This window comes from Azospirillum doebereinerae (assembly GCF_003989665.1).
GTDB classification, from domain to species: Bacteria; Pseudomonadota; Alphaproteobacteria; order Azospirillales; family Azospirillaceae; genus Azospirillum; species Azospirillum doebereinerae.
Map to the genome: position 1 here is coordinate 193,967 of NZ_RZIJ01000001.1, position 24,216 is coordinate 218,182.

The 24,216-nt window shown below is 69.3% G+C and carries 22 protein-coding genes and 2 tRNA genes; 17 read left to right on the forward strand and 7 right to left on the reverse strand.

The window, feature by feature from the left end; genetic code table 11:
- The first annotated feature begins 4 nt into the window (after positions 1-4).
- A complete protein-coding gene (locus EJ913_RS00905; RefSeq protein ID WP_126993937.1) occupies positions 5-991 on the forward strand; it encodes an SDR family NAD(P)-dependent oxidoreductase in 987 nt (328 codons plus the stop codon).
- Positions 992-1,213: 222 nt separating this feature from the next.
- Here the strand turns inward: EJ913_RS00905 and EJ913_RS00910 are convergent, their stop codons facing one another.
- Positions 1,214-1,558 carry a DUF6481 family protein gene (locus EJ913_RS00910; RefSeq protein ID WP_126993940.1) on the reverse strand — a complete coding sequence of 115 codons (345 nt, stop codon included), beginning with the start codon at positions 1,556-1,558 and terminating at the stop codon, positions 1,214-1,216.
- A gap of 262 nt (positions 1,559-1,820) precedes the next feature.
- Here EJ913_RS00910 and EJ913_RS00915 point away from each other — a divergent pair, with 262 nt between their 5' ends.
- The 10 genes from EJ913_RS00915 (at position 1,821) to EJ913_RS00960 (ending at position 10,958) form a co-directional block, all read left to right on the forward strand.
- Entirely contained in the window at positions 1,821-3,011 is a 1,191-nt protein-coding gene (locus tag EJ913_RS00915) for a glycosyltransferase family 4 protein (RefSeq protein ID WP_244939203.1), read from the forward strand.
- Complete coding sequence (locus tag EJ913_RS00920; protein WP_126993942.1) at positions 3,008-4,009, forward strand: MraY family glycosyltransferase; 1,002 nt, start codon at positions 3,008-3,010, stop codon at positions 4,007-4,009. Before EJ913_RS00915 ends, EJ913_RS00920 begins: the two co-directional genes overlap by 4 nt.
- On the forward strand, positions 4,009-4,962 hold the full coding sequence (locus EJ913_RS00925; RefSeq protein WP_126993944.1) for a UDP-glucose 4-epimerase family protein: 954 nt from the start codon (positions 4,009-4,011) through the stop codon (positions 4,960-4,962). Before EJ913_RS00920 ends, EJ913_RS00925 begins: the two co-directional genes overlap by 1 nt.
- Before the next feature lie 48 nt (positions 4,963-5,010).
- On the forward strand, positions 5,011-6,945 hold the full coding sequence (locus EJ913_RS00930; protein WP_126993947.1) for a polysaccharide biosynthesis protein: 1,935 nt from the start codon (positions 5,011-5,013) through the stop codon (positions 6,943-6,945).
- A gap of 133 nt (positions 6,946-7,078) precedes the next feature.
- A tRNA-Thr gene (locus tag EJ913_RS00935) sits at positions 7,079-7,153 on the forward strand.
- A gap of 46 nt (positions 7,154-7,199) precedes the next feature.
- Positions 7,200-7,274, forward strand: a tRNA-Thr gene (locus tag EJ913_RS00940).
- 103 nt (positions 7,275-7,377) lie between these two features.
- Entirely contained in the window at positions 7,378-8,454 is a 1,077-nt protein-coding gene (aroC, locus tag EJ913_RS00945; RefSeq protein ID WP_126993949.1) for a chorismate synthase, read from the forward strand.
- A gap of 17 nt (positions 8,455-8,471) precedes the next feature.
- Positions 8,472-9,068, forward strand: a complete 597-nt coding sequence (locus EJ913_RS00950) for a hypothetical protein (protein ID WP_126993951.1) — start codon at positions 8,472-8,474, stop codon at positions 9,066-9,068.
- A gap of 54 nt (positions 9,069-9,122) precedes the next feature.
- Positions 9,123-9,893 carry a helix-turn-helix transcriptional regulator gene (locus EJ913_RS00955; RefSeq protein WP_126993953.1) on the forward strand — a complete coding sequence of 257 codons (771 nt, stop codon included), beginning with the start codon at positions 9,123-9,125 and terminating at the stop codon, positions 9,891-9,893.
- 105 nt (positions 9,894-9,998) lie between these two features.
- A complete protein-coding gene (locus tag EJ913_RS00960) occupies positions 9,999-10,958 on the forward strand; it encodes a DMT family transporter (RefSeq protein WP_244939204.1) in 960 nt (319 codons plus the stop codon).
- 142 nt (positions 10,959-11,100) lie between these two features.
- Here EJ913_RS00960 and EJ913_RS00965 read toward each other — a convergent pair whose 3' ends face one another.
- The 4 genes from EJ913_RS00965 to EJ913_RS00980 all read right to left on the reverse strand — a co-directional run bounded on the left by EJ913_RS00965 (position 11,101) and on the right by EJ913_RS00980 (position 16,638).
- Positions 11,101-12,786: a methyl-accepting chemotaxis protein gene (locus EJ913_RS00965; protein ID WP_126993957.1), complete on the reverse strand. Its 1,686-nt coding sequence runs from the start codon at positions 12,784-12,786 to the stop codon at positions 11,101-11,103.
- A 316-nt stretch (positions 12,787-13,102) separates the two neighbouring features.
- On the reverse strand, positions 13,103-13,897 hold the full coding sequence (locus EJ913_RS00970) for a hypothetical protein (protein WP_126993959.1): 795 nt from the start codon (positions 13,895-13,897) through the stop codon (positions 13,103-13,105).
- 78 nt (positions 13,898-13,975) lie between these two features.
- A complete protein-coding gene (locus EJ913_RS00975) occupies positions 13,976-14,287 on the reverse strand; it encodes a hypothetical protein (RefSeq protein WP_126993961.1) in 312 nt (103 codons plus the stop codon).
- A 122-nt stretch (positions 14,288-14,409) separates the two neighbouring features.
- On the reverse strand, positions 14,410-16,638 hold the full coding sequence (locus tag EJ913_RS00980) for a PAS domain-containing sensor histidine kinase (RefSeq protein ID WP_185909638.1): 2,229 nt from the start codon (positions 16,636-16,638) through the stop codon (positions 14,410-14,412).
- A 297-nt stretch (positions 16,639-16,935) separates the two neighbouring features.
- Here EJ913_RS00980 and EJ913_RS00985 point away from each other — a divergent pair, with 297 nt between their 5' ends.
- The 4 genes from EJ913_RS00985 to EJ913_RS01000 all read left to right on the forward strand — a co-directional run bounded on the left by EJ913_RS00985 (position 16,936) and on the right by EJ913_RS01000 (position 20,164).
- The gene (locus EJ913_RS00985) at positions 16,936-17,742 is read left to right on the forward strand and encodes an enoyl-CoA hydratase (protein ID WP_126993965.1); all 807 of its coding nucleotides are present in this window, start codon (positions 16,936-16,938) and stop codon (positions 17,740-17,742) included.
- Entirely contained in the window at positions 17,739-18,263 is a 525-nt protein-coding gene (locus tag EJ913_RS00990; protein WP_126993967.1) for a CoA-binding protein, read from the forward strand. The genes EJ913_RS00985 and EJ913_RS00990 overlap by 4 nt, the downstream gene beginning before the upstream one ends.
- An 11-nt stretch (positions 18,264-18,274) precedes the next feature.
- Positions 18,275-19,570 carry an O-acetylhomoserine aminocarboxypropyltransferase gene (locus EJ913_RS00995; RefSeq protein ID WP_126993969.1) on the forward strand — a complete coding sequence of 432 codons (1,296 nt, stop codon included), beginning with the start codon at positions 18,275-18,277 and terminating at the stop codon, positions 19,568-19,570.
- Positions 19,571-19,753: 183 nt separating this feature from the next.
- Complete coding sequence (locus EJ913_RS01000; RefSeq protein WP_126993971.1) at positions 19,754-20,164, forward strand: hypothetical protein; 411 nt, start codon at positions 19,754-19,756, stop codon at positions 20,162-20,164.
- A gap of 10 nt (positions 20,165-20,174) precedes the next feature.
- Here the strand turns inward: EJ913_RS01000 and pyrC are convergent, their stop codons facing one another.
- Both pyrC and EJ913_RS01010 read right to left on the reverse strand, forming a co-directional pair.
- Positions 20,175-21,230 carry a dihydroorotase gene (gene pyrC / locus EJ913_RS01005; protein WP_126993973.1) on the reverse strand — a complete coding sequence of 352 codons (1,056 nt, stop codon included), beginning with the start codon at positions 21,228-21,230 and terminating at the stop codon, positions 20,175-20,177.
- 187 nt (positions 21,231-21,417) lie between these two features.
- Complete coding sequence (locus EJ913_RS01010) at positions 21,418-21,969, reverse strand: hypothetical protein (RefSeq protein ID WP_126993975.1); 552 nt, start codon at positions 21,967-21,969, stop codon at positions 21,418-21,420.
- 189 nt (positions 21,970-22,158) lie between these two features.
- On the opposite strand from EJ913_RS01010, the gene hisS reads away from it, so the two are divergent.
- Both hisS and EJ913_RS01020 read left to right on the forward strand, forming a co-directional pair.
- On the forward strand, positions 22,159-23,508 hold the full coding sequence (gene hisS, locus EJ913_RS01015) for a histidine--tRNA ligase (RefSeq protein WP_126993977.1): 1,350 nt from the start codon (positions 22,159-22,161) through the stop codon (positions 23,506-23,508).
- A 67-nt stretch (positions 23,509-23,575) separates the two neighbouring features.
- The gene (locus EJ913_RS01020; protein WP_126993979.1) at positions 23,576-24,175 is read left to right on the forward strand and encodes a DUF6624 domain-containing protein; all 600 of its coding nucleotides are present in this window, start codon (positions 23,576-23,578) and stop codon (positions 24,173-24,175) included.
- The last annotated feature ends 41 nt before the right edge of the window (positions 24,176-24,216 follow it).

The following is a 24,216-nucleotide window of genomic DNA, read 5'->3' on the forward strand; positions in this document are numbered from 1 at the left end:
GATCATGACCATCCTCGTCACCGGCGCCGCCGGATTCATCGGTTCGCACGTCACGGCGGCCTTGCTGGACCGGGGGGAGGAGGTTCTCGGCCTCGACAACCTGAACGACTATTACTCGGTGGCGCTGAAGGAGGCGCGGCTGGCCCGGCTCCAGGCGCGGCCCGGCTTCCGCTTCGTCAAGGCCGACATCGCCGACCGCGCGACGGTCGAGGGGCTGTGGCCGCGGTTCCAAGACGTCACCGGGGTGGTGCATCTGGCCGCCCAGGCCGGTGTGCGCTACTCGCTGGAGAACCCCTACGCCTACATCGACGCCAACGTGACGGGCCAAGTCGCCCTGCTGGAAGCGGCGCGGCGCATGCCCAAGCTGGCGCATTTCGTCTACGCCTCGACCTCCTCGGTCTACGGCACCAACAGGAAGATGCCCTTCTCGGTCGAGGACCGGGTGGACAGCCCGATGTCGATCTACGCCGCGACCAAGAAGGCGGCGGAGATGATGGCCTTCTCCTACAGCCACCTTTACAAGATGCCGGCGACGGGGCTGCGCTTCTTCACCGTCTACGGCCCCTGGGGGCGCCCGGACATGGCGGCCTACCTGTTCGCCGACGCGATCATCGCCGGGCGGCCGATCCGCGTCTTCAACGGCGGGAAGATGAAGCGCGACTTCACCTTCGTCGAGGACATCGCGGCCGGCGTGCTGGCGGCGCTCGATCACCCGGCGCCGATGAACGTCGAGACCAACGCGCCGCACCGCGTCTACAACCTCGGCAACAATCGCTGCGAGGATCTGATGCGCTTCATCGGCATCCTCGAAGAGTCGCTGGGCCGCGAGGCGGTGAAGATCATGGAGCCGCTCCAGGCCGGCGACGTGCCGGAGACCGCCGCCGACATCGAGGTCAGCCGCCGCGACCTGGGCTTCGAACCGAAGACTCCGATCGAAGTCGGGCTGCCGCGCTTCGTCGCGTGGTACAAGGACTATCACAAGATCGCCTGAGCACAGGATCGCTTGGCATCTCATATGTCTCAATGACTTAACGGAAGTGCCGACGCTGTTTCGACGCTTGGTGGAGACCGGGAAGCACCTTGCCGAGTTGGTAGGGTTAAAGACGCACGACCCGATGCGCGCGAACCATGGAAAGCAAAACCCCGCGAAAGGCCGTCATGCCTGTCGCGGGGCTCTGGAAAGGCCGTGAGTTAAGACCGCCGACGCTGACGGTTATTTCCGGGCCTTGCGGGCAGCGTAGCGGGCATCGCGCGCCGCTTTCTGTTCAGCCAGCAAGCTCTGATCGTTTGCCGCGCGCGCAGCGGCGTCCTGGACGGCTTGGGCCTCGGCAGCAAGTTTCTCGGCAGCGGCCTTGGCCTCTGCGGCTTCGCGGTCCGCCTTGCGCTCGGCAGCGCGCGCCTCGCGAGCGACGCGAACGGCGAGGAGCTCGCTCTGTCGTGCGGCAAAAGCCGCATCGTCCAGGACAGAGCTTTCGCGGTATTTCTCCACTTGGGCCTTTTTTGCAGCAGTGGCGGCGCTTCGCCGATCACCGAAACCCACTTCCTTGAAACCGCTCATTAATACGTAGCTTCCTGTCATTTTCTCGAACAAGAAGCCAATTTACACCACCACGCACCAAATCTCATCACGCAATATTTGGGTTGCTCCATTGCGATTCGAGGAGGTGACAGGGTGGGCGGAGTCTTGGATCTGATTGGCGTCGCATGGTAGAGCCTTTTGACGCATTGCTCTCAGCGAAGCTATGAATACATTGAAATCCCTATGCTTTTGCGTCAATTGCAATGGCATTAAGGACTGTCACAAGATCGCCTGACCCATCATGACCGCCCCCATCACCGCACAACGCCGCCCGAAGCTGCTCTACCTTGTGACGGAGGACTGGTATTTCTGGTCCCACCGCCTGCCCATGGCGCGCGCCGCGCGCGACGCCGGCTTCGACGTGACGGTCGCCGCCCGCGTCGACAAGCACGGCGAGCGCATCGCGGCGGAAGGCTTCCGGGTGCTGCCGCTGGCCTGGCAGCGGCGCAGCGTCAACCCGCTGGGGGCGCTCGGTGCCGTCCGGGAGATCGCGGCGCTCTACCGGCGCGAGGCGCCCGACATCGTCCATCACGTTGCCATGAAGCCGGTGCTGCTCGGCGGTCTGGCGTCGATGGCGGCGCGGGTTCCGGCGGTGGTCAACGCGCTGACCGGGCTGGGTTCCGCCTTCATCGGCAGCGGCGGGTTGAAGTCGCGCGTGGCCGGAGCGGTGGCGCGGCCGCTGCTGCGCGCCGTGCTGAGCCGCCCGAACAGCCTTGCCATCCTCCAGAACGCCGACGACCGCCGCACGCTGGTCGAGGCCGGACTGCTCGACGCCGACCGCGCCTGGATCGTCCGAGGGTCGGGCATCGACACCACCCATTACAAGGCGCTGCCGGAACCGCCCGAGCCGCCGGTCACCGTCGGCTGCGTCGCCCGCCTGCTCGCCGACAAGGGCGTGGCTCCGCTGGTCGAGGCGCAGCAGGCCCTGCGCGCCAAGGGGCTGGACGTGCGCCTGCTGCTGGCCGGCACGCCCGACCCGGAGAACCCGACCTCGATCCCGCAGGCCGATCTCGACCGCTGGGCGGCCATGCCCGGCGTGGAGTTGGCCGGGCATGTCGCCGACGTCCGCGCCGTCTGGTCGCGCTGCCACGTCGCCGTGCTGGCCTCGCGCCGCGAGGGGCTGCCGAAGAGCCTGCTGGAGGCCGCCGCCTGCGGCCGCGCCATCGTGGCGACCGACGTGCCCGGCTGCCGCGAGGTCGCCCACGCCGGGGAGAACGCGCTGCTGGTGCCGCCGGACGACGCCAACGCCCTGGCCGGGGCGCTGGAGACCTTGGTCCGCGACTCAGGCCTGCGCGCCCGCTTCGGAGAGGCCAGCCGCCGGCTGGTCGAATCCGACATGGCCGCCGACCGGGTCGGCGCCCGGACCGTCGAGCTGTACCGCAGCCTGCTGACCAACGTGCATCCCTCGGCCGTGCCGGCGGAGGCGTCATGAACGGCGTCGCGACGATGCTCATCGTATTGGGGCTGTGCTGGCTGGCCTCCTGGGCCCTGACCGGCCGGGTGTTGGCCTATCTGCGGGGCCGGGCGATCCTCGACCATCCCAACGACCGGTCAAGCCATTCCATCCCGACGCCGCGCGGCGGCGGCTGGGGGGTGATGCTGACTTTGCTGCCGGCCTGGATCCTGATCGGCGCCGCGACCGGCGACATCGGCCACGCCTTGCCGATCCTGGTCGGGATCGCGGCGCTGATGGCGGTCTCCTGGATGGACGACCGGCGCGGCCTCGGCCCGGCGCCGCGCTTCCTGATCCAGATCGCCGCCGTCGCCGGAGGCTTGGCCGCGCTGCCGGGCGACGGGCTGGTGTTCCAGGGGGTGCTGCCCTTCTGGGCCGACCGGCTGGTCGCCGCCATCGGCTGGCTGTGGTTCGTCAACCTCTTCAACTTCATGGACGGCATCGACGGCTTGGCCGGGTCCGAGACCGCCACCATCGGGGCCGGGCTGGCGCTGGTCGCGGCGCTGGCCGGGCTGTCTCCGGCGCTGGGCCTCTACGGGGTGGCGGCGGCGGGGGCGGCGCTGGGCTTCCTGATGTGGAACTGGCACCCGGCCAAGCTGTTCATGGGCGATGTCGGCAGCGTGCCGCTGGGCTTCGCGCTCGGCTGGCTGCTGCTGAGCGTCGCGGCGGCGGGCTTCTGGCCGGCGGCGCTGCTGCTCCCCGCCTATTTCCTGGCCGACGCGACCTTTACGCTGCTGCGCCGGCTGGCCGAGCGCAAGAAGGTCTGGCAGGCCCATCGCGAGCATTTCTACCAGAAGGCCACCCAGCGCGGACGCAACCACGCGCAGGTCGTCCGCATGGTGCTGGCGCTGAACGCCGCGCTGGTCGCGCTGGCGGCGGCGTCGCTGAGCCTGGGCTGGCCGGTGCTGCTGCCGGGCGCGGCGGCGGTGGTCCTGCTGCTGGCGGCGCTGGCCCGCCCGGCGCGGGTGGCCGCCTGATGCGCGTCCTCGTCACCGGAGCCAACGGCTTCGTCGGGCGGGCGCTGGTGCCGCTGCTGGCCGAGCGTGGCCATTGGGTGCGCGCCGCCATCCGCAATTCCGGTACCGCCGTTCCGGCCGCCGCCGAGACGGTCGGCGTCGGCGACATCGGCCCGGACACCGATTGGGCCCGCGCGCTGGACGGCATCGACGCGGTGGTGCATCTGGCCGCCCGCGTCCACGTCATGCGGGACACCGCCGCCGACCCGCTCGCCGCCTTCCGTGCCGTCAACACCGAGGGCACGCGCCGGCTTGCCGAATCCGCCGCCTCGGCCGGGGTGCGGCGTTTCGTTTATCTCAGCAGCGTCAAGGCGCTGGTGGACGAGAGCCAGCCCCGCCCGCTCGACGACGCGACGCCGGCCAACCCACACTCCCCCTACGGCGTCTCCAAGCTGGAGGCCGAGCGCGCGCTCGCCGGCATCGCCGCCCGCACCGGGCTGGAGGTCGCGACGATCCGCCCGCCGCTGGTCTACGGCCCCGGCGTCGGCGGCAACTTCCGCAGCCTGCTGAAGCTGGTGGCGAGCGGCCTCCCCCTGCCCTTCGGCGCGCTCGACAACCGCCGCAGCTTGGTCTTCGTCGGCAACCTCGCCGACGCGGCGGCGCTCTGCCTCACCCACCCGCAGGCGCCCGACGGCACCTTCCTGATCCACGACGGGCAGCCCCTGTCCACGGCGGAGCTGGTGCGCGCCATCGGCACGGCGCTCGGGACACCGGCCCGCCTGCTGCCGGTCCCCGCCGGGCTGATGGCGCTCGGCGCCGGACTGGTCGGCAAGCGGGCGGTGTACGACCGCATCGCCGGATCCCTGACCGTGGACGACCGCCCCCTGCGCGAACGGCTGGGCTGGCGCCCCCCGCACGCCCCCGCGTCCGGGTTGCGCGCCACGGCGGAATGGTTCAAAGCTTCACGCGGCTGACCGGACAGGGCGTCCGAAATACGGCCGAACGACAGCAGGGCAAGCGGCATGCGCATCCCGTCCCCACGGGCATTTCTCGTCTTTCTCCACGACCTGACCATGACCGGCGCCGCCTTGGCGGTCGCGTTGTATCTGCGGGTCGGCGGCCCGTCCTTCGAGTTCTACAGCGACGCGCTGGTCACGGCGCTGCCGATGCTGGTCGGCATCTCCGCCGTGGTCTTCGTGCTGTTCGGGCTCTATCGTGGCATCTGGCGCTACGCGTCGGTCCCCGATCTGGTGCAGGTGATCCGCGCCGTCACGGTGGGGGTGCTGTGCTTCGTGCTGGCGATGTTCCTGCTGACCCGGCTGGAATCCCTGCCCCGCTCGCTGCCGCCCATCCTGTGGCTGGTCCAGATCGTGCTGCTCGGGGGGCCGCGTTTCGCCTACCGCCTGTTCAAGGACCGCCGTCTGAGCTTCGGCGACGTGGCCACGGGCGTGCCGCGCATCCCCGTGCTGCTGCTGGGCGTCGGCGACGCGGCGGAGCTGTTCATCCGCTCGCTCGACCAGTCGGGGCAGGCCGCCTACCGCGTCGTCGGCATCCTCGACGAGAAGGGCCGCCGCGTCGGCCACGCCGTGCGCGGCGTGAAGGTGCTGGGCGGTCCCGACGATCTGGCCCGCGTGGTCGAAAACCTCGACCGCAAGGGCGACCGCCCGCAGCGGCTGATCGTCACCAAGGGCTCGAACGAGATCCCCGGCGCCACGCTCCGCACCCTGCTCGATCAGGCCGAGGCGCTGGGCCTGATCCTGTCGCGCCTGCCCAGCCTGACCGAGTTCAAGTCGGCGCTGGGCGAGGGCAAGGGCATCGAGGTCCGCCCCATCGCGCTGGAGGATCTGCTGGGCCGCCCGCAGGCGGTGCTCGACCGGGGCGCCATCGCCGGGCTGGTCGGCGGGCGGCGCGTCGTGGTGACGGGGGCCGGCGGCACCATCGGCAGCGAGCTGGTGCGCCAGATCGCCGCGCTGAAACCCGAACGCCTGATCCTGGTCGATGCCGGGGAGTTCAACCTCTACAGCATCGAGATGGAGGTGCGGGAGCGCTTCCCCGATCTCGACACCCGCGCCGTCATCGCCGACGTGCGCGACCGCGACCGCGTCATGCGCCTGTTCCAGGAGGAGCGCCCGGCGATGGTCTTCCACGCCGCCGCGCTCAAGCACGTGCCGCTGGTCGAGGCCAACCCGTGCGAGGGCGCGCTGACCAACGTGGTCGGCACCCGCAACGTCGCCGACGCCGCGCGGGCGGCGGGCTGCCTCGCCATGGTGCTGATCTCGACCGACAAGGCGATCCGCCCGACCAGCGTCATGGGCGCCGCCAAGCGCTTCGCCGAGACCTACTGCCAGGCGCTCGACGTGCTGCCGCCGCGCGACGGGGCTGACCACGCCACCCGCTACATGACCGTGCGCTTCGGCAACGTGCTGGGCTCCTCGGGCTCGGTGGTGCCGCTGTTCACCCGCCAGCTCGCCAAGGGAGGCCCGCTGACCGTCACCCACCCCGACATGCGCCGCTACTTCATGACGGTGCGCGAGGCGGTGGAGCTGGTGCTCCAGGCCTCGGCCCACGGCGTCGCCCGAGCCGAGGACCGCGGCAAGGTGCTGGTGCTGGACATGGGCGAGCCGGTGAAGATCGCCGACCTCGCGCGCCAGATGATCCGGCTGGCCGGCTACCGGCCCGGCGTCGACATCGAGATCGCCTACACCGGCCTTCGCCCCGGCGAAAAGCTGTTCGAGGAGATCCTGACCGCCGCCGAGGCGCCGTCCCGCACCGAGGCGGACGGGGTCTTCCTGGCCTCGCCCCGGCTGATCGACTACGCGCTGGTCAACCGCGCGCTGGGCGAGTTGGAGGGCGCGGCCAAGGCCGGCGACGGCGAGCGGGTGCTGACGATCCTGGGCAACATCGTGCCGGATTTCCGCGCCGAAGCCGTCCTGCCGCCGACCGGAACGCGGGCTTGAGAAAAGAACGCGGGGAAGTGTTTTCCCCGCTTGCATCCCCCCGGTCCGTGTGGCATAACCCGCGCCACTTGAGGGGGCGGCCAGCCTGGACGCCCCTCGCGAGTGTGTCGGTTCAAGAGTTTCCGTTTCCGGCGCTGCCGTAGCTCAGTGGTAGAGCACTCCCTTGGTAAGGGAGAGGTCGAGAGTTCAATCCTCTCTGGCAGCACCATTCTTCCGGAACGACCGGTTCTGAACCGAACGCGCCTCGCATCGGCGCTGCCGTAGCTCAGTGGTAGAGCACTCCCTTGGTAAGGGAGAGGTCGAGAGTTCAATCCTCTCTGGCAGCACCATCCCCCATTCTTCCCCGCACCACATCGCCTCCTTGACGCCGCCCGCGAAAGGCCGCAAGAAACGCCCCGTTCGTTCAGGGCCGCGTTTGGGGAGAATGTCATCATGGCCGGCAACAGCTTCGGCACGCTTTTCCGCTTCACCACCTGGGGCGAGAGCCACGGCCCCGCCATCGGCGTGGTGGTGGACGGCTGCCCGTCGCTCCTCGACCTGACCGAGGCCGACATCCAGCCCTGGATGGACAAGCGCCGTCCCGGCCAGTCGCGCTACACCACCCAACGCCAGGAACCCGATCAGGTGAAGATCCTGTCCGGCGTGTTCGAGGGGAAGACCACCGGCACGCCGATCTCGTTGATGATCGAGAACACCGACCAGCGCTCCAAGGACTACAGCGAGATCGCGGCCAAATTCCGCCCCGGCCACGCCGACTACACCTATTGGGAAAAATACGGCATCCGCGACTATCGCGGCGGCGGGCGCTCCTCGGCGCGGGAAACCGCCTGCCGGGTCGCGGCGGGCGCGGTGGCGCGCAAGGCGCTGGGGGCCGGCATCGCCGTGCGCGGCGCCCTGGTGCAGATCGGCCCGCACAAGATCGACCGTTCCCGCTGGGATTGGGCGGAGATCGACAACAACCCCTTCTTCTGCCCCGACCCGGTGATGGCCACGCAATGGGCGGACTACCTCGACGGCATCCGCAAGAGCGGCTCGTCGGTCGGCGCCGTGGTGGAGCTGGTGGCGTCCGGCGTGCCGGTGGGCCTGGGCGATCCGCTCTACGACAAGCTGGACAGCGATCTGGCCCGCGCGATGATGACGATCAACGCCGTGAAGGGCGTCGAGATCGGCAACGGCTTCGAGGCGGCGGAACTGACCGGCGAGACCAACGCCGACGAGATGCGCATGGGCGCCGACGGCAAGCCGGTCTTCCAGTCGAACAACGCGGGCGGCATCCTGGGCGGGATTTCCACGGGGCAGGACGTGGTCCTGCGCTTCGCCGTGAAGCCGACCAGCTCGATCCTGACGCCGCGCCAGACGGTCGACATCCACGGCCAGGAGACCGACATCCTGACCAAGGGTCGCCACGACCCCTGCGTCGGCATCCGCGCCGTGCCGGTGGGCGAGGCGATGATGGCCTGCGTGCTGGCCGACCATCTGCTGCGCCGCCGCGCCGAACGCCGCGACTGAGCGGCGGGAGCTTGGCGATGCGGGCGCGCATGCGGCGATGGGGCTTGGCGGTGATGCTGGCCGGTTGGGCGATGCCCCCAGCCATGGCCGCCGAGCCCCTGCCCGCTCCGCCGCCCGGCCGCGACTTTCTGGAGTATGACGAGGCGGTCAAGAGCTGGAAGCTCTACTGCCGCGTCTGGCCGGCCGACCGCCGCGTCGAATGCGACCTGTCGGCGCGCGGCGTGAACGACCGCGGCGCGCGTCTGGTCTGGCTGCGCTCCACCGAACGCTGGCTGGACGGCCTGCGCTTCCGCGCCGACGCCGAGGCGCTGGACCTGTCCAGGCCGGTGCGCGTCTGGACCGGCAAGGCGCTGTTCCGCCCGGAATTCCCGTGCAAGCCCTTCCCCTTCGAGACAAACACCTGCGCCGTCACCGACCCGGCCACCAACCGCGCGCTGGTGGAGCGCATGGCCGACGCCCCGGAGATCTCGGTCGTCGGCCAGTCGCCCACGGGGGCCAAGACCGAGATCCGCTTCCCGATGGCCGGCTTCAAGGCCGCGCTGGATCGCGTCGAGCAGCTGCGCGCCTCGGCCGGAACGCCCTGGATGGCGCCGCCGCCCCCGCCGGCGGAGTAGGACGCCTCCCGTTGCGCGATGGGCAAGCCGGCCGGCATCCGCTATAAACGCGGCATGCCCGCGCACCCGCATTTCAGCATCGACATCCGCAGCTACGGCGAGGACCGGGGCGCTGACCGGCATGATTTCGCGCAGCTGGTCCTGCCGCTCAGCGGCACGCTGCTCATGGACATCGCCGGGCGGGAAAGCGGGCTCGATCCATCGCGCGCGGCCTTCGTCGACACCGGCGCCCCCCATTCGCAGACCAGCGACCGGCCGAACCGCTCGCTGATTCTCGACCTCGACCCCGCCGGGCTGGACCCGGAGATCGCCGAGCGGCTGACCCGAGCGCCCTTCGTGCAACTCACCCCGGCCGCCAACAAGCTGGTCGACTACATGGGCCTGCTGGCGGGAAGCGGCCAAATCTCCGCGTCGACGCTGCGGCTGTGGGTTCCCCTGTTGCTCGACACGCTGGCGCAGGTGGCGCCCAAGCCGCCGTCGCGGCTCGCCGCCCTGCTGGCCGGGATCGAGGCCGAGCCGGGGCTGGCCTGGACCACGGCGACGATGGCCGAACGCGCCGGGGTCAGCGTCAGCCGGCTCCACACGCTGTTCCGCAGCGAGTTCGGCACCACGCCGCACGCTTGGCTCTCCGACGTCCGGCTGAAGCGGGTGCGGGAGTGGCTCGCGCGGTCGGAGCGGTCCATCGCCGAGCTGGCCTACCGCGCCGGCTACGCCGACCAGAGCGCGCTGACCCGCGCGATGCGGCAGGCGACCGGCCTGACGCCCGCCGCTTACCGCCGCCAGAGCCGGGCGGCCGCGCAGGAGACCACGCACAAAATTCCGTAGACCAAGCCCAAGACAGGCCCAAGACCCCGCCCCCGTCCCGTGGCATGGTCGCGCGATCATCGCGAGAGGCTGTGCGTCATCATGGGATTGGGCGGATTGGGCGGATTGGGCAGGACAGGAGTCGGGATCGTCTGCGGCATCGTCGCCGGGGCGCTGTGGGGGGTGGTGTTCCTCGCCCCGGAACTGGTGCGGGAGTTCACGCCGCTCCAGCTTTCCGCCGGGCGCTACCTCGCCTACGGCCTCTTCGCCGCCGTCCTCGTCGCGCCGCGCTGGCGGACGCTGGCGGCAACGCTTGGGCGGGGGGAATGGTGGGCGCTGGTCTGGCTGAGCCTGCTCGGCAACATCCTGTACTACGTGCTGCTCGCCTCGGCGGTGCAGTTGGGCGGCATGGCGATGACCTCGCTGGTCATCGGCTTCCTGCCGGTCGCCGTCACGCTGGTGGGCAGCCGGGACCGCGACGCCGTCCCGCTGCGCGCGCTGATCCCCTCCCTCGTCCTCAGCGCCGCCGGAATCCTGTGCATCGGCTGGCAGACGCTGGGCGCCGCCGGGACCGGGTCGGCCACGGTGCAGGCGACGGGGCTGGTCTGCGCGGTGGGGGCGCTGGTGTCCTGGACCACCTACGCCGTGGGCAACAGCCGCTGGCTCGGCCGGCTCGACCATGTCTCCGCCCATGAATGGAGCTTGCTGACCGGGGTGGTCACCGGCGCCCAGGCCCTGCTGCTGGCGGTCCCCGCCTTCCTGATCGGGGCGGCCGATCACGGCGCGCCCGAGTGGCTGCGCTTCTGCGCCATCGCGGGCGGGGTGGCGATCCTCGCCTCCATCGTCGGCAACGCCTTCTGGAACCGGATGAGCCGGCTGCTGCCGCTCACCCTGACCGGCCAGATGATCCTGTTCGAGACGCTGTTCGCGCTGCTCTACGGATTTCTGTGGGAGCAGCGCATGCCGAGCATGGCGGAAGTCGCCGCCATCGGCTTCGTGATCGCGAGCGTGCTGTCCTGCGTCACGGCCCATCAGCCCAAAAACGCGGTGCCGGTGGAGTCGGCTGTCGGCGAGGCGCAGGTTTAGGGGGAGATGGCTGCGTGCCCCCTCCCCATCCCTCCCCCGCCTTTGGCGGGAGAGGGGGCAGGAGCTTTGCAAAGGTCCAGCGGTCGTTCCCTCTCCCCCGTCAGCGGGGGAGGGTTAGGGAGGGGGCAAACCCGGCGCCAAATCACGCGACCCGCGCCATCCGCGACACCCGGTGCATCGCCGCCAGCGCCGCGGTGAAGGCGCTGTCCTTCGCCGTGGCGGGCTCGAAGGTCACATGGACGCAGTCGTCCTCCAGGCCCAACACCGTGGCGCGGACGCGCAGTTGGTGCCGGCCCAGCGTGACGACGCCGGTGTCGCCGACGCCGATCCCGCTCGCCCCGGCGATCCGGGCGCCGCCGGCCGAGATGTTGACGATGCGCCCCTCGCGGCGGCGGCTGCCGCTCTCGAAGACGCAAGGCTCGTCCACGTCGAAGCGCTCGAACTGGCGGCGGTCCGCCTCGTCGGTCGAGGTGCGCACCACCCGCACCAGGACGCGGCGCAGCGCCTCGATGCTGGCCGCGACCTCGTGCGCGTTGTTCTGGACCTGGGCGGCCTGCGTGCCGGTCTGCACCGCCTCGCTCGACACGGCGCCGATGCGGTCGGACACCTCGCGCGCGGCGTTGGACGTCTCGATCAGGCTGCGGCTGATCTCCTGCGTCGCCTCGGCCTGCTGCTCCATCGCCGCCGCGATGTCGCCGGACACCCGGTCGATCTCGTCGATGGTGACGCCGATCTCCTCCACCGCCGTGACAGCGGCGGCGGTGACGCTCTCGATCTCGCCGATCTGGCGCGCGATCTCGTCGGTCGAGCGGGCGGTCTGGTTGGCGAGGTTCTTGACCTCCTGGGCGACGACGGCGAAGCCCTTGCCGGCCTCCCCCGCCCGCGCCGCCTCGATGGTGGCGTTGAGCGCCAGCAGGTTGGTCTGGCCGGCGATGGCGCCGATCAGCCGCGCGACCTCGCCGATCTTGCCGACCGCCTCGGACAGCGAGCGGATGGTCGCCTGCGTGCGGTTGCCGCTTTCGACGGCGCGGCGGGTGACCTGCCCCGAATGCCCGACCCGTTGCAGGATGTCGCGGATGGAGGCCGCCAGCTCTTCGGTGGCGGCGGCCACCGTCTGCGCGTTGTTCAGCGCCTGATCGGCGGCGGCGGACACGTCGCGCGAATTGACGCCGACGCGCAGGGCCGAACTGGCCATGCTCTCCGCGTCGCCAGCCATCGCGGTGGTGTGGCTGGCCACGCGCGACACGGCGTCCCGCGCCTCGCGCTCCACCGTGTCGGCCATCGCCTCCAGGGCGTTCTGCCGGCTTTCGCGCTCGGCCTCGGCGTAGGTTTCCAGCAGCAGTTCGAGATCGAGCCAGGTCAGCTTGGTGAGCGCGACCCGCAGCGCGTCCTTCCGGCGCTCCTCGGCCCGGCTCAGCAGGGATTGGATGCCGTTCGGTTTGACCGCGAGACCGAGTTCCTCGACGATCCCGTTCATCACCGTGTTGTGGCAGATCGCGACGGCGTAACCCGGCACGTTGTTGTCGTAGAAGGCGCGGGCCAGCCGCTTGGCCGAAGCGGTGAACTCCCCGTCGATCTGGCCGGACACGGCCCGCACCCAATGCTGGACGCGGATGGCGTGGACGTCCGGATGCGACAGCGCCTTGCGCATCTCCGGCCAGGCATCGAAGCGGCAGAGCCATTCCTGAAGCAGACGGGGCAGCTTCTCGCGCGCAAAGGGGGCGAGTTGGCGCACGAGCGCAAGATCATCCGGCGTGATCTGGAAGATCTTGAACCGCATGGCATCGGCGTCATCACCCACATAATCTTTACGGCTATCGATCTGCATGACCCTCTCTCTTTGTTTGAGGCATCCGTCTGACCATATTACGCAGACATGTCTAAATTGGATTAAATTTTGGAGACATGAAATATTACGCAGTTTTTCAACCGCAACCGGGAGAGAACATTGTTTCTAGGGTTTTTAAACAATCGAACGACCTAATATCTTCCTTTCGGCCTAATGAACACTTCGCTCAACGGAGCGGAGTTCCCGCAAGAATGGAAGCAAAGCCGCTCTGAAAGGTTGCGCCTTCACACCGGGCGATGAGCGCCGAACCGGATCGCCCGAGACGCGCGTCGCGGGCGATCCGGTTCGGCCACGCTCACAGACGCTGGACGTCGGAAAAAACGAAGATGAATTCGGGCGACCGCATCGACCCGGCCTGCGACAGGCTGCTTTCGGCTAGGCAATCCGTCTTCCCCTTCAGAAAACGGCCCGAGACCGTCACCGTCGCGTTCTTGCTCATCTGCGACAGCTTGGCGAAGAGGGGCGAGGACGGATCGAGGAGCGTGTGGTCCGAAATGTCGGAGAGGGCGTTGTTCCAGGTCTTCAGTTCGACGTCCTTGGCGACCTGAACGGCGAGCACCCCTTTCCCATCGCTGTTGGAACTGAGCGTCGTGATCTGCCCGACCCAATTCCGCACGGCGTAGCCGTTGGCGAACATCCGGCACAAGGCGTCGCGCCGTGCCGCGCGCAACCCACCGGCGGCCATGTCGTTGGCGGCGCCGTTGTACTGGGCGCGCGCATCCTCGATGAGCACCAGGAACGCCGCCTGATCGGCCGGCATCGCCGGAGCCGAGGAAAGAGGCGGCGGACTCACGACCGGCGCGCCGGCCGCCGCCACGGGAGAAGCGTTGGAGGCCGAAACCGGTTTGGCCTTGCCGCCTCCGGCGATTGCGGCGCCCACCGCAATCAGGATCAGAACGCCGACGCCTGCTTTCAAAAACGTCTTCATGATGCGTGCCCCCCATTTTTGGCAAGGAAAGAGCGCTTTGCCGGAGCGTGACCGGCAAGATTTCAGCGCAGCGATGTCAGGATTCCTGGATGCCGCCCGCGATCCGGCGGCCAAATCATTTTTGAACGCGTGAGCTGCGTCAGCGAAGAGCGGGCTAGACACTCTTGCCGAATTCCGTCTTTTCGGAATTCTCCGGGCTGTACCGATTGAACCGTTCGAGGATCGGCGGCAAACGCGCCCTTACTGCGGCGCCCCGACGGTCCCTATCGTCGCCCCGGAACTGTCCAGCTTGGTAAAGCCACCACGCCCATCGTTTTTCAGGTAACCGGTCGTTCCGCCAGCACTGTTCTTCAGATCGTAACCGCCACGCCCATCGCTCTTCATATAGCCCGTGGTCGCACCGGAACTGTTTTTCAGATCGAATCCGCCACGGCCGTCGCTCTGCATCGATCCCGTGCTCGCTCCGGAGCTGTCACGCAAGGCGCGCGTCTCCGCAAAGGCTGCGGTCGAAACGAAAGCGATGGCGACGATGGACGCAACGATCAGGCGCATTCGAACCTCCTCACTCAAGCGGCCGCTTAGTCGGCTCCTGTGTGAACAGGCCAGAGGATGTTTTCATCCATAAGGTTCAATTTTTTGTGCGCGGATATGGAAGCTGCGCGAAAAGCCGCGCCCTACCCCGCCACGCTCCGCTCCGCCGGAAAGCGCAGAGTCACCGTGGTGCCCCGTCCCGGCGCGCTGTCCAGGCGGGCGGTGCCGCCATGGGCCTCGACCAGGGCCTTGGTGATGGCGAGCCCGAGCCCGACGCCGCCGGCCCCGCTGATGTGGGCGTTGCCGGCCTGACCGAAGGGCTCCCACACCTTGTGCAGGTCCCCCGGCGGGATTCCCGTTCCGGTGTCCTGCACGACGAAGACCAACCCGCCCTCCCCCTCGTCCGGACGGGCGGCGCGCGCCTCCAGGCGGACGGTGCCGGACGACGGCGTGAACTTGATCGCGTTGGCCCCGACGTTCACCAGGATCTGGACAACCCGACGCGAGTCGCAACGCAAGCCCGGCAGGCCGGGCTGGACCTCCAGCCGCAACTCCACCCCCGCTTCCATCGCGCGGGTCGCCAGAAGCTGGGCGGAACGGTGGATCAGGTCGTACACAGCGGCGACCTCCTCGACCAGATCGACCACGCCGAGCTCGATGCGCGAGATCTCCAGAATCTCGTCGATGATGTCGAGAAGATGCTGGCCCGACGCGTGGATCGCGTCGACGTAGCCGGCGTAGCGGTCGCTGCCGATGGGGCCGAACAGGCCGCGCTGCATCACCTCCGAATAGCCCAGCACCGCGTTCAGCGGGGTGCGCAGTTCGTGGCTCATCACCGCCAGGAACTGGGTCTTGGAGCGGTTCGCCGCCTCGGCCAGCCGCTTGGCCGACAGAAGCTCGGCCTCCGTCATCTTGAAGCGCGTGATCTCGCGCTCCTCGACGACCAGGAAGGTCACGGCGCCGGACGCGTCGCGCATCGGGCGCAGGCTGACGTCGACGTGGATCACCGCGCCGTCGGGGGAGGCGTGGGTGGTCTCGAACCGAGCGGTCCCGCCCTGCGCCACCCCCGCGACACCCTCGCGCAGCAGGGCTTGGCCGGGCGCGTCGGTCCACCACGGCGTGTCCCAGACGGGGCGGCCACACACGGCCGCCGCCTCCACCTGGGCGAAGCGCAGGGCGGATTCGTTGATCTCGATCAGAACGCCGTCGGGAGTCAGCAGGCCGATGAAGTCGGTCGCGCTGTTGATGACGGCCTGGAAGCGGCGCTCGCGCTCGCGCAACGCCAGCGCGGCGTCGCGCCGCTCCGTCACGTCGAGCAGCACGCCCTCCATCCGGCCGGGGGCGGCGGGCCAGCCGCTCAGCGTCAGCCAGCGCTCGCCGCCGGCCACCGGAAGGCGGAAGCTGAGCGGCGGCGCTTCGGCGGCGCGGCCCGTCTCGGTCGGCGATCCGGCGGCGACCCAGGCGCGCAGCGCCGGCGCGTCGTCCGGGTGGACGAGGTCGAGCAGCCCGGCGCCGCTTTCCAGCAGAACGTCGCGGTCCAGCCCCAGCCGGTCGACGTTCCCGGTCGCGTAGTCGATGGGCATCCGCCCCCCGGTGCGCCAGCCGAGCCCGATCACCGGGCTGCGCCCGATCATCGCGGCCAGACGGCGCCGCTCCTCCTCGGCCATGCGGCGGCGGGTGGTGTCGCGGCCGACCGCCTGCACCGCCGACAGCCGGCCCTGGGCGTCGAACACCGCGTAGCGGCGCCAACTGAACCAGCGCTCGTGCCCGTCGCGGCAGGGCCACCGCTCCTCCGACGCCGAGGCCGGATCGTCGGGCGTGGCGCGGGCGACCAGAACGGCCACCGCGTCGGCCGAATCCGGCGGCATCAGGTCGCGCAGGCTGCGGTCGATCAGGACGCGCGGCGCCACCCCGAACAGGGTGGCGAACTCGCGGTTGACCAGCGTGACCCTCAGGTCCGGCGCGACGCGGACGATCACCTCCGACTGGTCGTCGATGGCGGTGCGGAACTTGTCGCGGCTGGAGAACACCTTGCAGACGTAGCAATGCTCGTCGACCGCGTCGCTCAGCGACAGCAGGCCGTTCCCGCCGGGGAGCGGCGCCAAGCCGTAGGGGATCGTCCGCCCGTCGCCGGAGGTGAGGAAGGCCACGCCGCGCCGCTCGCGGACCGTCTCCTCCGCCGGCCAGCGGGCGCCGTCCAGAATCAGGCAGGCGTCGAGCGGCTGGTCGGCCAGCGCGTCGGGGTCGGCGCCGAGCAGGGCGGCGAAGGCCGGGTTCGCGTCGATGATGATGCCACGTCCACCGACGACGCAGGCCGGTGCGGGGCTGGCGACGAAGGCCGCGCGCCAATCGATGGCTTCGGCACGCACCATGCCCGGTCTCCCTCCCGCGACGCCCGCCCGGTGCGGGGCTGCGGGCCGTCTTTTCCCGATGATGGGCGCAATCGGGTGACAACTCCACCGAAATTGCGGAAGGTGAAAAAGCCTGAGAAAGGCTATGGGAAAAGTAGATTTAATCAGCTCAAGAACGAACATTCCTGTTGAAATCCAGGATGGGGCGGTCTCTCATGGCGCCGTCCCCAGCTTCCCGTATTCGCTTTGGGGGGACCGCGCGGTAAGCTGCCGCGCACGTCCATCGCTATGATCAATCGATACGGGAGGATGCCGACCATGAGCGCCGCTTCGCCAAGCCACGATGCCAACGCCCCCTTGGTGCTGCGCGACGACCGCGACGGGGTCGCCACGCTGACGCTGAACCGGCCCCACGCCCGCAACGCCCTGTCGGTCGGGCTGATGGGCGCGCTCCAGGACGCGCTGGAGACAGTGCACGAGGACCGCTCGGTGCGCGCGGTGGTGCTGGCCGGGGCGGGGCCGGGCTTCTGCGCCGGGCACGACCTGAAGGAAATCCGCGCGAATCCGACCGAGGCGTCGCATGAGGCGCTGTTCGCGCAATGCGCGAAGCTGATGCTGACGATCAGCCGTGTACGCCAGCCGGTGATCGCCAAGGTTCACGGCATCGCGACCGCCGCCGGCTGCCAGCTGGTGGCGACCTGCGATCTGGCCTATTGCGCGGACAACGCGCGCTTCGCGACGCCGGGGGTGAACATCGGGCTGTTCTGCTCGACCCCGATGGTGGCGCTGACCCGCGCGGTCGGGCGCAAGGCGGCGATGGAGATGCTGCTGCTGGGCGACATGATCGACGCCGAGGAAGCCGAGCGCATCGGACTGGTCAACCGCGCGGTGCCGATCGACCAGTTGGACGAGGTGGTGGACGGGGTCGCCGGCAAGATCGCGTCGAAGTCGCCGTTGACCCTGGCGGTCGGCAAGGAAGCCTTCTACCGCCAGATCGACCTGGACGTGGAGGCCGCCTACGCCTACGCCGCCCGCGTGATGACCGAGAACATGATGGCCCGCGACGCCGCCGAGGGCATCGACGCCTTCATCGGCAAGCGCGCGCCGGTGTGGTGCGGTCAATGAGCGCCGGGGGGAACGGTACCGACCACAGCCACTACTCCGACGCCTTCCTGCGCGACGTGCTGGACCGGACCAAGAGCATCGCCGTCGTCGGCGCCAGCGCCGATCCGGTGAAGGCCAGCTATTTCGTGGTGAAATACCTGCGCGACGCCGGTTACCGGGTTTTCCCGGTCAACCCGAAGATGGCCGGGCAGAGCATCCTGGGACAGACCGTCTACGGCAGCCTCGCCGAGTTGCCGGAACCGCCGGACATGGTGGACGTCTTCCGCAATTCCGCCGCCGCCGGGGGCGTCACCGACGAAGCCATCGCCATCGGCGCCAAGGTGGTGTGGATGCAGTTGGGCGTCGTCAACGAGGAGGCCGCCGCGCGCGCCGAGGCCGCCGGGCTGACCGTGGTGATGAACCGCTGCCCGAAGATGGAGATCCAGCGCCTCTACGGCGAGATCGGCCGCATCGGCGTCAATTCCGGCGTGCTGGTCACCAAGAAGCAGCCGCTGAAGAAATCGTTCAAGAAACTGATCTGAGAGGAACCGCCATGACGGAACGCAAGAGCTTCGGGTTCGAGACCCGCGCCATCCACGCCGGCGCCGCGCCCGACCCGGCGACGGGTGCCCGGCAGACTCCGATCTACCAGACCACCAGCTTCGTCTTCGAGGACGTGGACGATGCCGCCTCGCTGTTCAACCTGCAGAAGGTCGGCTTCATCTACTCCCGCCTGACCAACCCGACGGTCGCGGTGCTGGAGGAGCGGCTGGCCAACCTGGAGGGCGGCGCCGGGGCGACCGCCACCTCCTCGGGCCACGCGGCCCAGTTGCTGGCGCTGTTCCCGCTGATGGCGCCGGGCGACGGGGTCGTCGCCTCGCAGAAGCTCTACGGCGGCTCGATCAACCAGATCGGCAGCAGCTTCCCGCGCGCCTTCGGCTGGCAGCCGACCTTCGTCGACACCGACAATCCCGAGAACGTCCGCGCCGCGATCACCGAAAAGACCAAGGCGATCTTCGTGGAGAGCCTCGCCAACCCCGGCGGCGTGGTCACCGACATTGAGGCCATCGCCCGCATCGCCGACGACGCCGGCATCCCGCTGATCGTCGACAACACGCTGGCGACCCCCTACCTGATCAACCCGATCCAATGGGGCGCCACGCTGGTCGTGCACTCGACCACCAAGTTCCTGTCGGGCAACGGCACCTCGGTCGGCGGCGCGGTGATCGACAGCGGCACCTTCGACTGGTCGAAGTCGGGCAAATACCCGGCGCTGAGCGAGCCGGACGCCGGCTATCACGGTCTGCGCTTCCACGAGACCTTCGGGCATCTGGCCTTCACCATCCACGGCCACGCGGTGGGCCTGCGCGACCTGGGGCCGAGCCAGGCGCCGCTGAACGCCTTCCTGACGCTGAACGGCATCGAGACGCTGCCGTTGCGCATGCAGCGCCACGTCGAGAACGCCCAGAAGGTCGCGGAATTCCTGGAGAGCCATCCGGCGGTCGGCTGGGTCAGCTACGCCGGGCTGGACTCGTCCAAGTACCACGCGCTGGCGAAGAAGTACCTGCCCAAGGGGGCCGGCGCCGTGCTGACCTTCGGCGTCAAGGGCGGCTACGACGCGGGCGTCAAGCTGGTGGAGGGCGTGGAGCTGTTCAGCCACCTCGCCAACATCGGGGACAGCCGCTCGCTGATCATCCACCCGTCCTCCACCACCCACCGCCAGCTCTCGGCGGAGGGGCAGGCGACGGCCGGGGCCGGTCCGGACGTCATCCGCCTGTCCATCGGGCTGGAAAGCGTCGAGGACATCATCGCCGACCTCGATCAGGCGCTGACCAAAACGCTCGGGTAATCGGCACCGATACGGGGTGCGGCACCGCCACAAGACGGTGGTGCCGCACCATCTTCCGGGCCTTTGGAGCCATCCCTATAACCGACCGTCTACGTCGGATTCCGTCTTCGGTTTTCGAAATTATCGGGAATAGCCTGTTGTCCTGCCGGATCGGGAAGATCCGGAACGGAGAGAGGGATTCCCATGACCGCATCGTCCACCAGCTTCAAGGCCGCGTGCCTGTTCGCCATCGCCGGGATCGGCATGGGCATCGCCATGGCCGCCTCGCAGAACCACGCGGTGATGCCCGCCCACGCCCACCTCAACCTGCTGGGCTGGGTCTCGCTGTTCCTGTTCGGCATCTACTACCGCCTCCACCCCGCTCTGGACGGCACCCGGCTGGCCATGATCCAGGTCGGGCTGTGGGCGCTGGGAACGGTGGTGCTGACGGTCGCCGTGGCCGGACTGCATCTCGGCTACGCCGCGTTCGAGCCGGTGGCCGCCCTGGCATCGCTGATCGTGCTGGCGGCCATCGGCCTCTTCACGGTCCTCGTCTTCCGGTCCGACGCGAAGGCGCGGGCGCCCGCCCCGCCGCTGTTCACGCCGGCCGGTTGAGCCGAGGCTGTCACGCCGCTCCGGCGTAGCTCCAGCGCAGGGTCTCGCCGCTGCGGAAGGGCAGCACCACGTCGCCCTCGCTGATCAGCACCACGTCCGGCGTCACCGAGGGGCGGCGCTCCAACATCACCCGCTCCTCGGCGGGCGGCAGGCCGTAGAAGCGCGGGCCGTTCAGGCTGGCGAAGGCTTCCAGCTTGTCCAGCGCGCCCGCCTCGTCGAAGGCCTCGGCGTAGAGTTCCAGCGCGTTGGCCGCCGTGAAGCAACCGGCGCAGCCGCAGGCCGTTTCCTTCGCCGTCACCGTGTGCGGCGCGGTGTCGGTGCCCAGGAAGAAGGGCGCCTCGCCCGAGGTCGCGGCCTCGACCAGCGCGACGCGGTGCGTCTCGCGCTTCGCGATGGGCAGGCAGTAGAGGTGCGGGCGGATGCCGCCCTGGAAGAGATGGCTGCGGTTGATCAGCAGGTGATGCGCCGTGATCGTCGCGCCGATCCGCCCGCTGTCCGCGTGGGCGCGGACGAAGGCCACCGCGTCGGCGGTCGTCACATGCTCCAGCACGACGCGCAGGGTCGGGTAGCGCTCCAGCAGGGGGGCGAGGATGGTGTCGATGAACACCGCCTCGCGGTCGAAGATGTCCACCGTCTGGTCGGTCACCTCGCCGTGGATCAGCAGGGGCATGCCGATTTCCGCCATGCGCTCCAGCACCGGGGCGATGCGGGCGATGTCGGTGACGCCATGGGCGCTGTTGGTCGTGGCGTTGGCGGGGTAGAGCTTGGCGGCGGCGAAGACGCCGTCCTCGAAGCCGCGCGCGAGGTCGGCGGGGTCGGTGCCGTCGGTCAGGTAGGCCGTCATCAGCGGCGTGAAGGCGACGCCGTCCGGCAGAGCCGCCAGGATGCGGTCGCGGTAGGCGACGGCGTCGGCGGCGACGGCGACCGGCGGCTTCAGGTTCGGCATGACGATGGCGCGGCCGAACTGGCGGGCGGTGAAGGGAAGCACCGCCTTCAGCATGGCCCCGTCGCGCAGGTGGACGTGCCAGTCGTCGGGACGGCGGATGACGAGACGGTCGAACGGCATGGCGGTTCCCGGCGATGGCTGTGGGAGGGGGACGTCGAATGACGTTCTATCGCCATCGCGCTCCCGGCTCAACGCCCGGAAGGGTGTTCGGATTGGAACCATACGGACAGACAGCGGGGCGGACGGCCCGCCCCCCTTGCCGGCGTGAGGGGGAGCGGGACGGCCGATTACGGACGGTCGGGGACCGTTACTGGACGGTGGCGGGGGCGGTCTTGATGCCCAGGATGCCGTCGATCTTGGTGGCCTGCTCCGGCGTCACCGGCTTGCCGCCGATGGCGGTCAACTGCTGGCGTGCCTCGGTCACGGCCTTGGTGCGGGCGGCGCTGTCCTTCAGCGCGTTGGCGGCCTCGATCTTCTCGTGGTACTGGCCGAGCTGGACGGCCAGGGTGTCGGTCGGCTTGGCGCCCAGCTCCTTGGCGACGGCGTCGGCCTGGGTCTTGGTCACCTCGACCTTCGGGGCGTTGGACACCTGGACGTGGGTGGGCTTCGCCGGCGCCTGGACGGAGGTCTGGGCCGGACCCTGGACGTCGCTCTTGGCGGGGGCCTTGGTGGCGGTCTCGGCTTTCTGCTCGACCTTCGGCGCGGGGGCCGTGGTCACGGTCGCGGAGGGCGCGGTCGGTTCGGTCGTCGCGGCGGAGGCGGAGCCGACGACCAGCGCCGGGGCGGCGGCCAGCAGGGCGGCGACCGCAAAGGTGGAAACGGACGAACGGATACGCGACCCAAAGACGGTGCCGGACATATGATTTCTCCCGTTTGGTGAGCGACCCGCGTTTCGGGGTCGCACTCAGATGAACGCGGCGGCCCCGGTCTCCATTCCACGCCCCTTCCGAAAAAAACGACAAGCCTGAAAAATTTCCGCCGCAGGTGACGGGGCCTGCGAAAGGGTCTAGAAAAAACGCGCTTTTCCCATCCAGCCGGACCTATTTCGATGAGCCTGATCACGCCCCGCACCCCGCCCGGAACGATGGAACTGCTGCCGCGCCATCAGGTGGCCTTCCAGCGCATGCTGGACGTCATCCGGCGCGGCTACGAACGGTTCGGCTTCGTCCCCGTCGAGACCCCGGTGTTCGAGACGGTGGACACGCTGCTGACCAAGTCGGGCGGCGAGACCGAGAAGCAGGTCTATTTCGTGCAGTCGACCGGCGCCATCCAGCAGGGCAACAAGCCCGAGTTGGCGCTGCGCTTCGACCTGACGGTGCCGCTCGCCCGCTACGTCGCGGAGCACGAGCGCGATCTCGCCTTCCCCTTCCGGCGCTACCAGATCCAGAGGGTCTATCGCGGCGAGCGGGCGCAGCGCGGGCGCTTCCGCGAGTTCTACCAGTGCGACATCGACGTGATCGGCAAGGACAGCCTGTCCGCCCAGTACGACGCCGAGATCCCGGCCGTCATCCACCACGTCTTCACCGAGCTGGATTTCGGCGGCTTCACCATCAACGTGAACAACCGCAAGGTCCTGCTGGGGCTGCTCGACGGGCTGGGCGTGGAGGAGGCCGAAACGCGCGTGCTGGTGCTGCGCGAGATCGACAAGCTCGACAAGATCGGCCGCGACAAGGTGCGCGACAACCTGACCGGCCTCGGCATGGCGGACACCGCCGCCGACACCATCCTGTCGCTGATCGACGCCAAGGGCACCAACGCCGAGACCCTGGCGGCGCTGGGCGCGCTCGACATCGAGAACGAGACCTTCCGCCAGGGCGTCGGCGAACTGACCACCGTCATCGACGGCCTGCGCGCCTTCCAAGTGCCCGACGACGCGGTGCGCATCAACCTCGCCATCGCGCGGGGCCTGGATTACTACACCGGCACCGTCTACGAGACCTTCCTGAACGACCACCCCGGCATCGGCTCGGTCTGCTCGGGCGGGCGCTACGACAATCTGGCGAGCCACTACACCAAGTCGAAGCTGCCGGGCGTGGGCATATCCATCGGCGCAACCCGGCTGTTCTACCAGTTGATGGAAGCCGGCCTGATCAAGGACGGTGCGCCGACCGCGCAGGTCCTGGTGACCCAGATGGACCCGTCCCTGTCGGCCGACTACTTCCGCATCGCCTCGGAGCTGCGGGCGGCGGGGATCAACACCGAGATCCAGTTGGACGGCGGCAAGCTCGCCAAGCAGATGAAGCACGCCGACCGCACCGGCGTTCCGGTCGTCCTGCTGATGGGCTCGGACGAGAAGGCGCGCGGCACCGCGACGCTGAAGCATCTGCTCCGGGGCGAGCAGGTCGAGGTGCCGCTGGCCGAACTGGCGGCGCGGACAAAGGCGCTGCTGGAGGGGTGATGTTCGGAGCCCTTCTCCCCCGGTGGGAGAGGGGCTTTCAGAGGCAAGCGTGTTGGGAGGGCCGACGATGAACACCGCCGTGCTGAACGAACTCGCCGCCCTCCTGAAGCGGGACGACCAAACCCGCCAAAGGCTGCTGGCCGAAGGCAGCCTCTACGGCCGGTACGACGACGCCATGCAGGCGGTGCATCGGGAAAACGCCGAAGCGCTCGATGCCATCGCCGAACGCCATGGCTGGCCGGGCCTGTCGCTGGTCGGGCTGGAGGGCTCCCGCATGGCGTGGCGCATCGCCCAGCACGCCAACGTCACCCCCGGCTTGCAGCGGAAATTCCTCGCCCTGATGCGCGCGGCAGCCGACAAGGGCGACGTTCCATCCAAGCAACCCGCCTTCCTCGCCGACCGTGTCCTCTTCAACGAGGGCAAGCCGCAGATCCACGGCGTCGTGTTGGACTGGACCGCCGACGGAGAACTGTCCTGCGATCTGGCCGACCCCGCCGGGGTAGACCGGCGCCGGGCGGTCCTCGGCTTGCCGCCTTTCCAGGAAGACCGGCAGCGTCAGCAGGAGGCGGTCATGGCCGAAGGCGGTCGTCCGCCAGCCGATTTCGCCGCCTACCGCGACCGGTCGCGGGCCTGGGCCGAAGCTGTGGGGTGGCGGCCAGCCCGTTAACCTTTCTTTACCACGAACCCATTACCGTCCCGCGTTATCCT

Coding starts and splice junctions, on each gene's coding strand:
- EJ913_RS00995 (WP_126993969.1), top strand. CDS start 18,275: ATGACGGAACGCAAGAGCTTCGGGTTCGAGACCCGCGCCATCCACGCC.
- pyrC (WP_126993973.1), bottom strand. CDS start 21,230: ATGCCGTTCGACCGTCTCGTCATCCGCCGTCCCGACGACTGGCACGTC.
- EJ913_RS01010 (WP_126993975.1), bottom strand. CDS start 21,969: ATGTCCGGCACCGTCTTTGGGTCGCGTATCCGTTCGTCCGTTTCCACC.
- EJ913_RS00910 (WP_126993940.1), bottom strand. CDS start 1,558: ATGAGCGGTTTCAAGGAAGTGGGTTTCGGTGATCGGCGAAGCGCCGCC.
- EJ913_RS01020 (WP_126993979.1), top strand. CDS start 23,576: ATGAACACCGCCGTGCTGAACGAACTCGCCGCCCTCCTGAAGCGGGAC.
- EJ913_RS00990 (WP_126993967.1), top strand. CDS start 17,739: ATGAGCGCCGGGGGGAACGGTACCGACCACAGCCACTACTCCGACGCC.
- EJ913_RS00950 (WP_126993951.1), top strand. CDS start 8,472: ATGCGGGCGCGCATGCGGCGATGGGGCTTGGCGGTGATGCTGGCCGGT.
- EJ913_RS00930 (WP_126993947.1), top strand. CDS start 5,011: ATGCGCATCCCGTCCCCACGGGCATTTCTCGTCTTTCTCCACGACCTG.
- EJ913_RS00920 (WP_126993942.1), top strand. CDS start 3,008: ATGAACGGCGTCGCGACGATGCTCATCGTATTGGGGCTGTGCTGGCTG.
- EJ913_RS00985 (WP_126993965.1), top strand. CDS start 16,936: ATGAGCGCCGCTTCGCCAAGCCACGATGCCAACGCCCCCTTGGTGCTG.
- EJ913_RS00915 (WP_244939203.1), top strand. CDS start 1,821: ATGACCGCCCCCATCACCGCACAACGCCGCCCGAAGCTGCTCTACCTT.
- hisS (WP_126993977.1), top strand. CDS start 22,159: ATGAGCCTGATCACGCCCCGCACCCCGCCCGGAACGATGGAACTGCTG.
- aroC (WP_126993949.1), top strand. CDS start 7,378: ATGGCCGGCAACAGCTTCGGCACGCTTTTCCGCTTCACCACCTGGGGC.
- EJ913_RS00965 (WP_126993957.1), bottom strand. CDS start 12,786: ATGCAGATCGATAGCCGTAAAGATTATGTGGGTGATGACGCCGATGCC.
- EJ913_RS00925 (WP_126993944.1), top strand. CDS start 4,009: ATGCGCGTCCTCGTCACCGGAGCCAACGGCTTCGTCGGGCGGGCGCTG.
- EJ913_RS00980 (WP_185909638.1), bottom strand. CDS start 16,638: ATGGTGCGTGCCGAAGCCATCGATTGGCGCGCGGCCTTCGTCGCCAGC.
- EJ913_RS00905 (WP_126993937.1), top strand. CDS start 5: ATGACCATCCTCGTCACCGGCGCCGCCGGATTCATCGGTTCGCACGTC.
- EJ913_RS00975 (WP_126993961.1), bottom strand. CDS start 14,287: ATGCGCCTGATCGTTGCGTCCATCGTCGCCATCGCTTTCGTTTCGACC.
- EJ913_RS01000 (WP_126993971.1), top strand. CDS start 19,754: ATGACCGCATCGTCCACCAGCTTCAAGGCCGCGTGCCTGTTCGCCATC.
- EJ913_RS00955 (WP_126993953.1), top strand. CDS start 9,123: ATGCCCGCGCACCCGCATTTCAGCATCGACATCCGCAGCTACGGCGAG.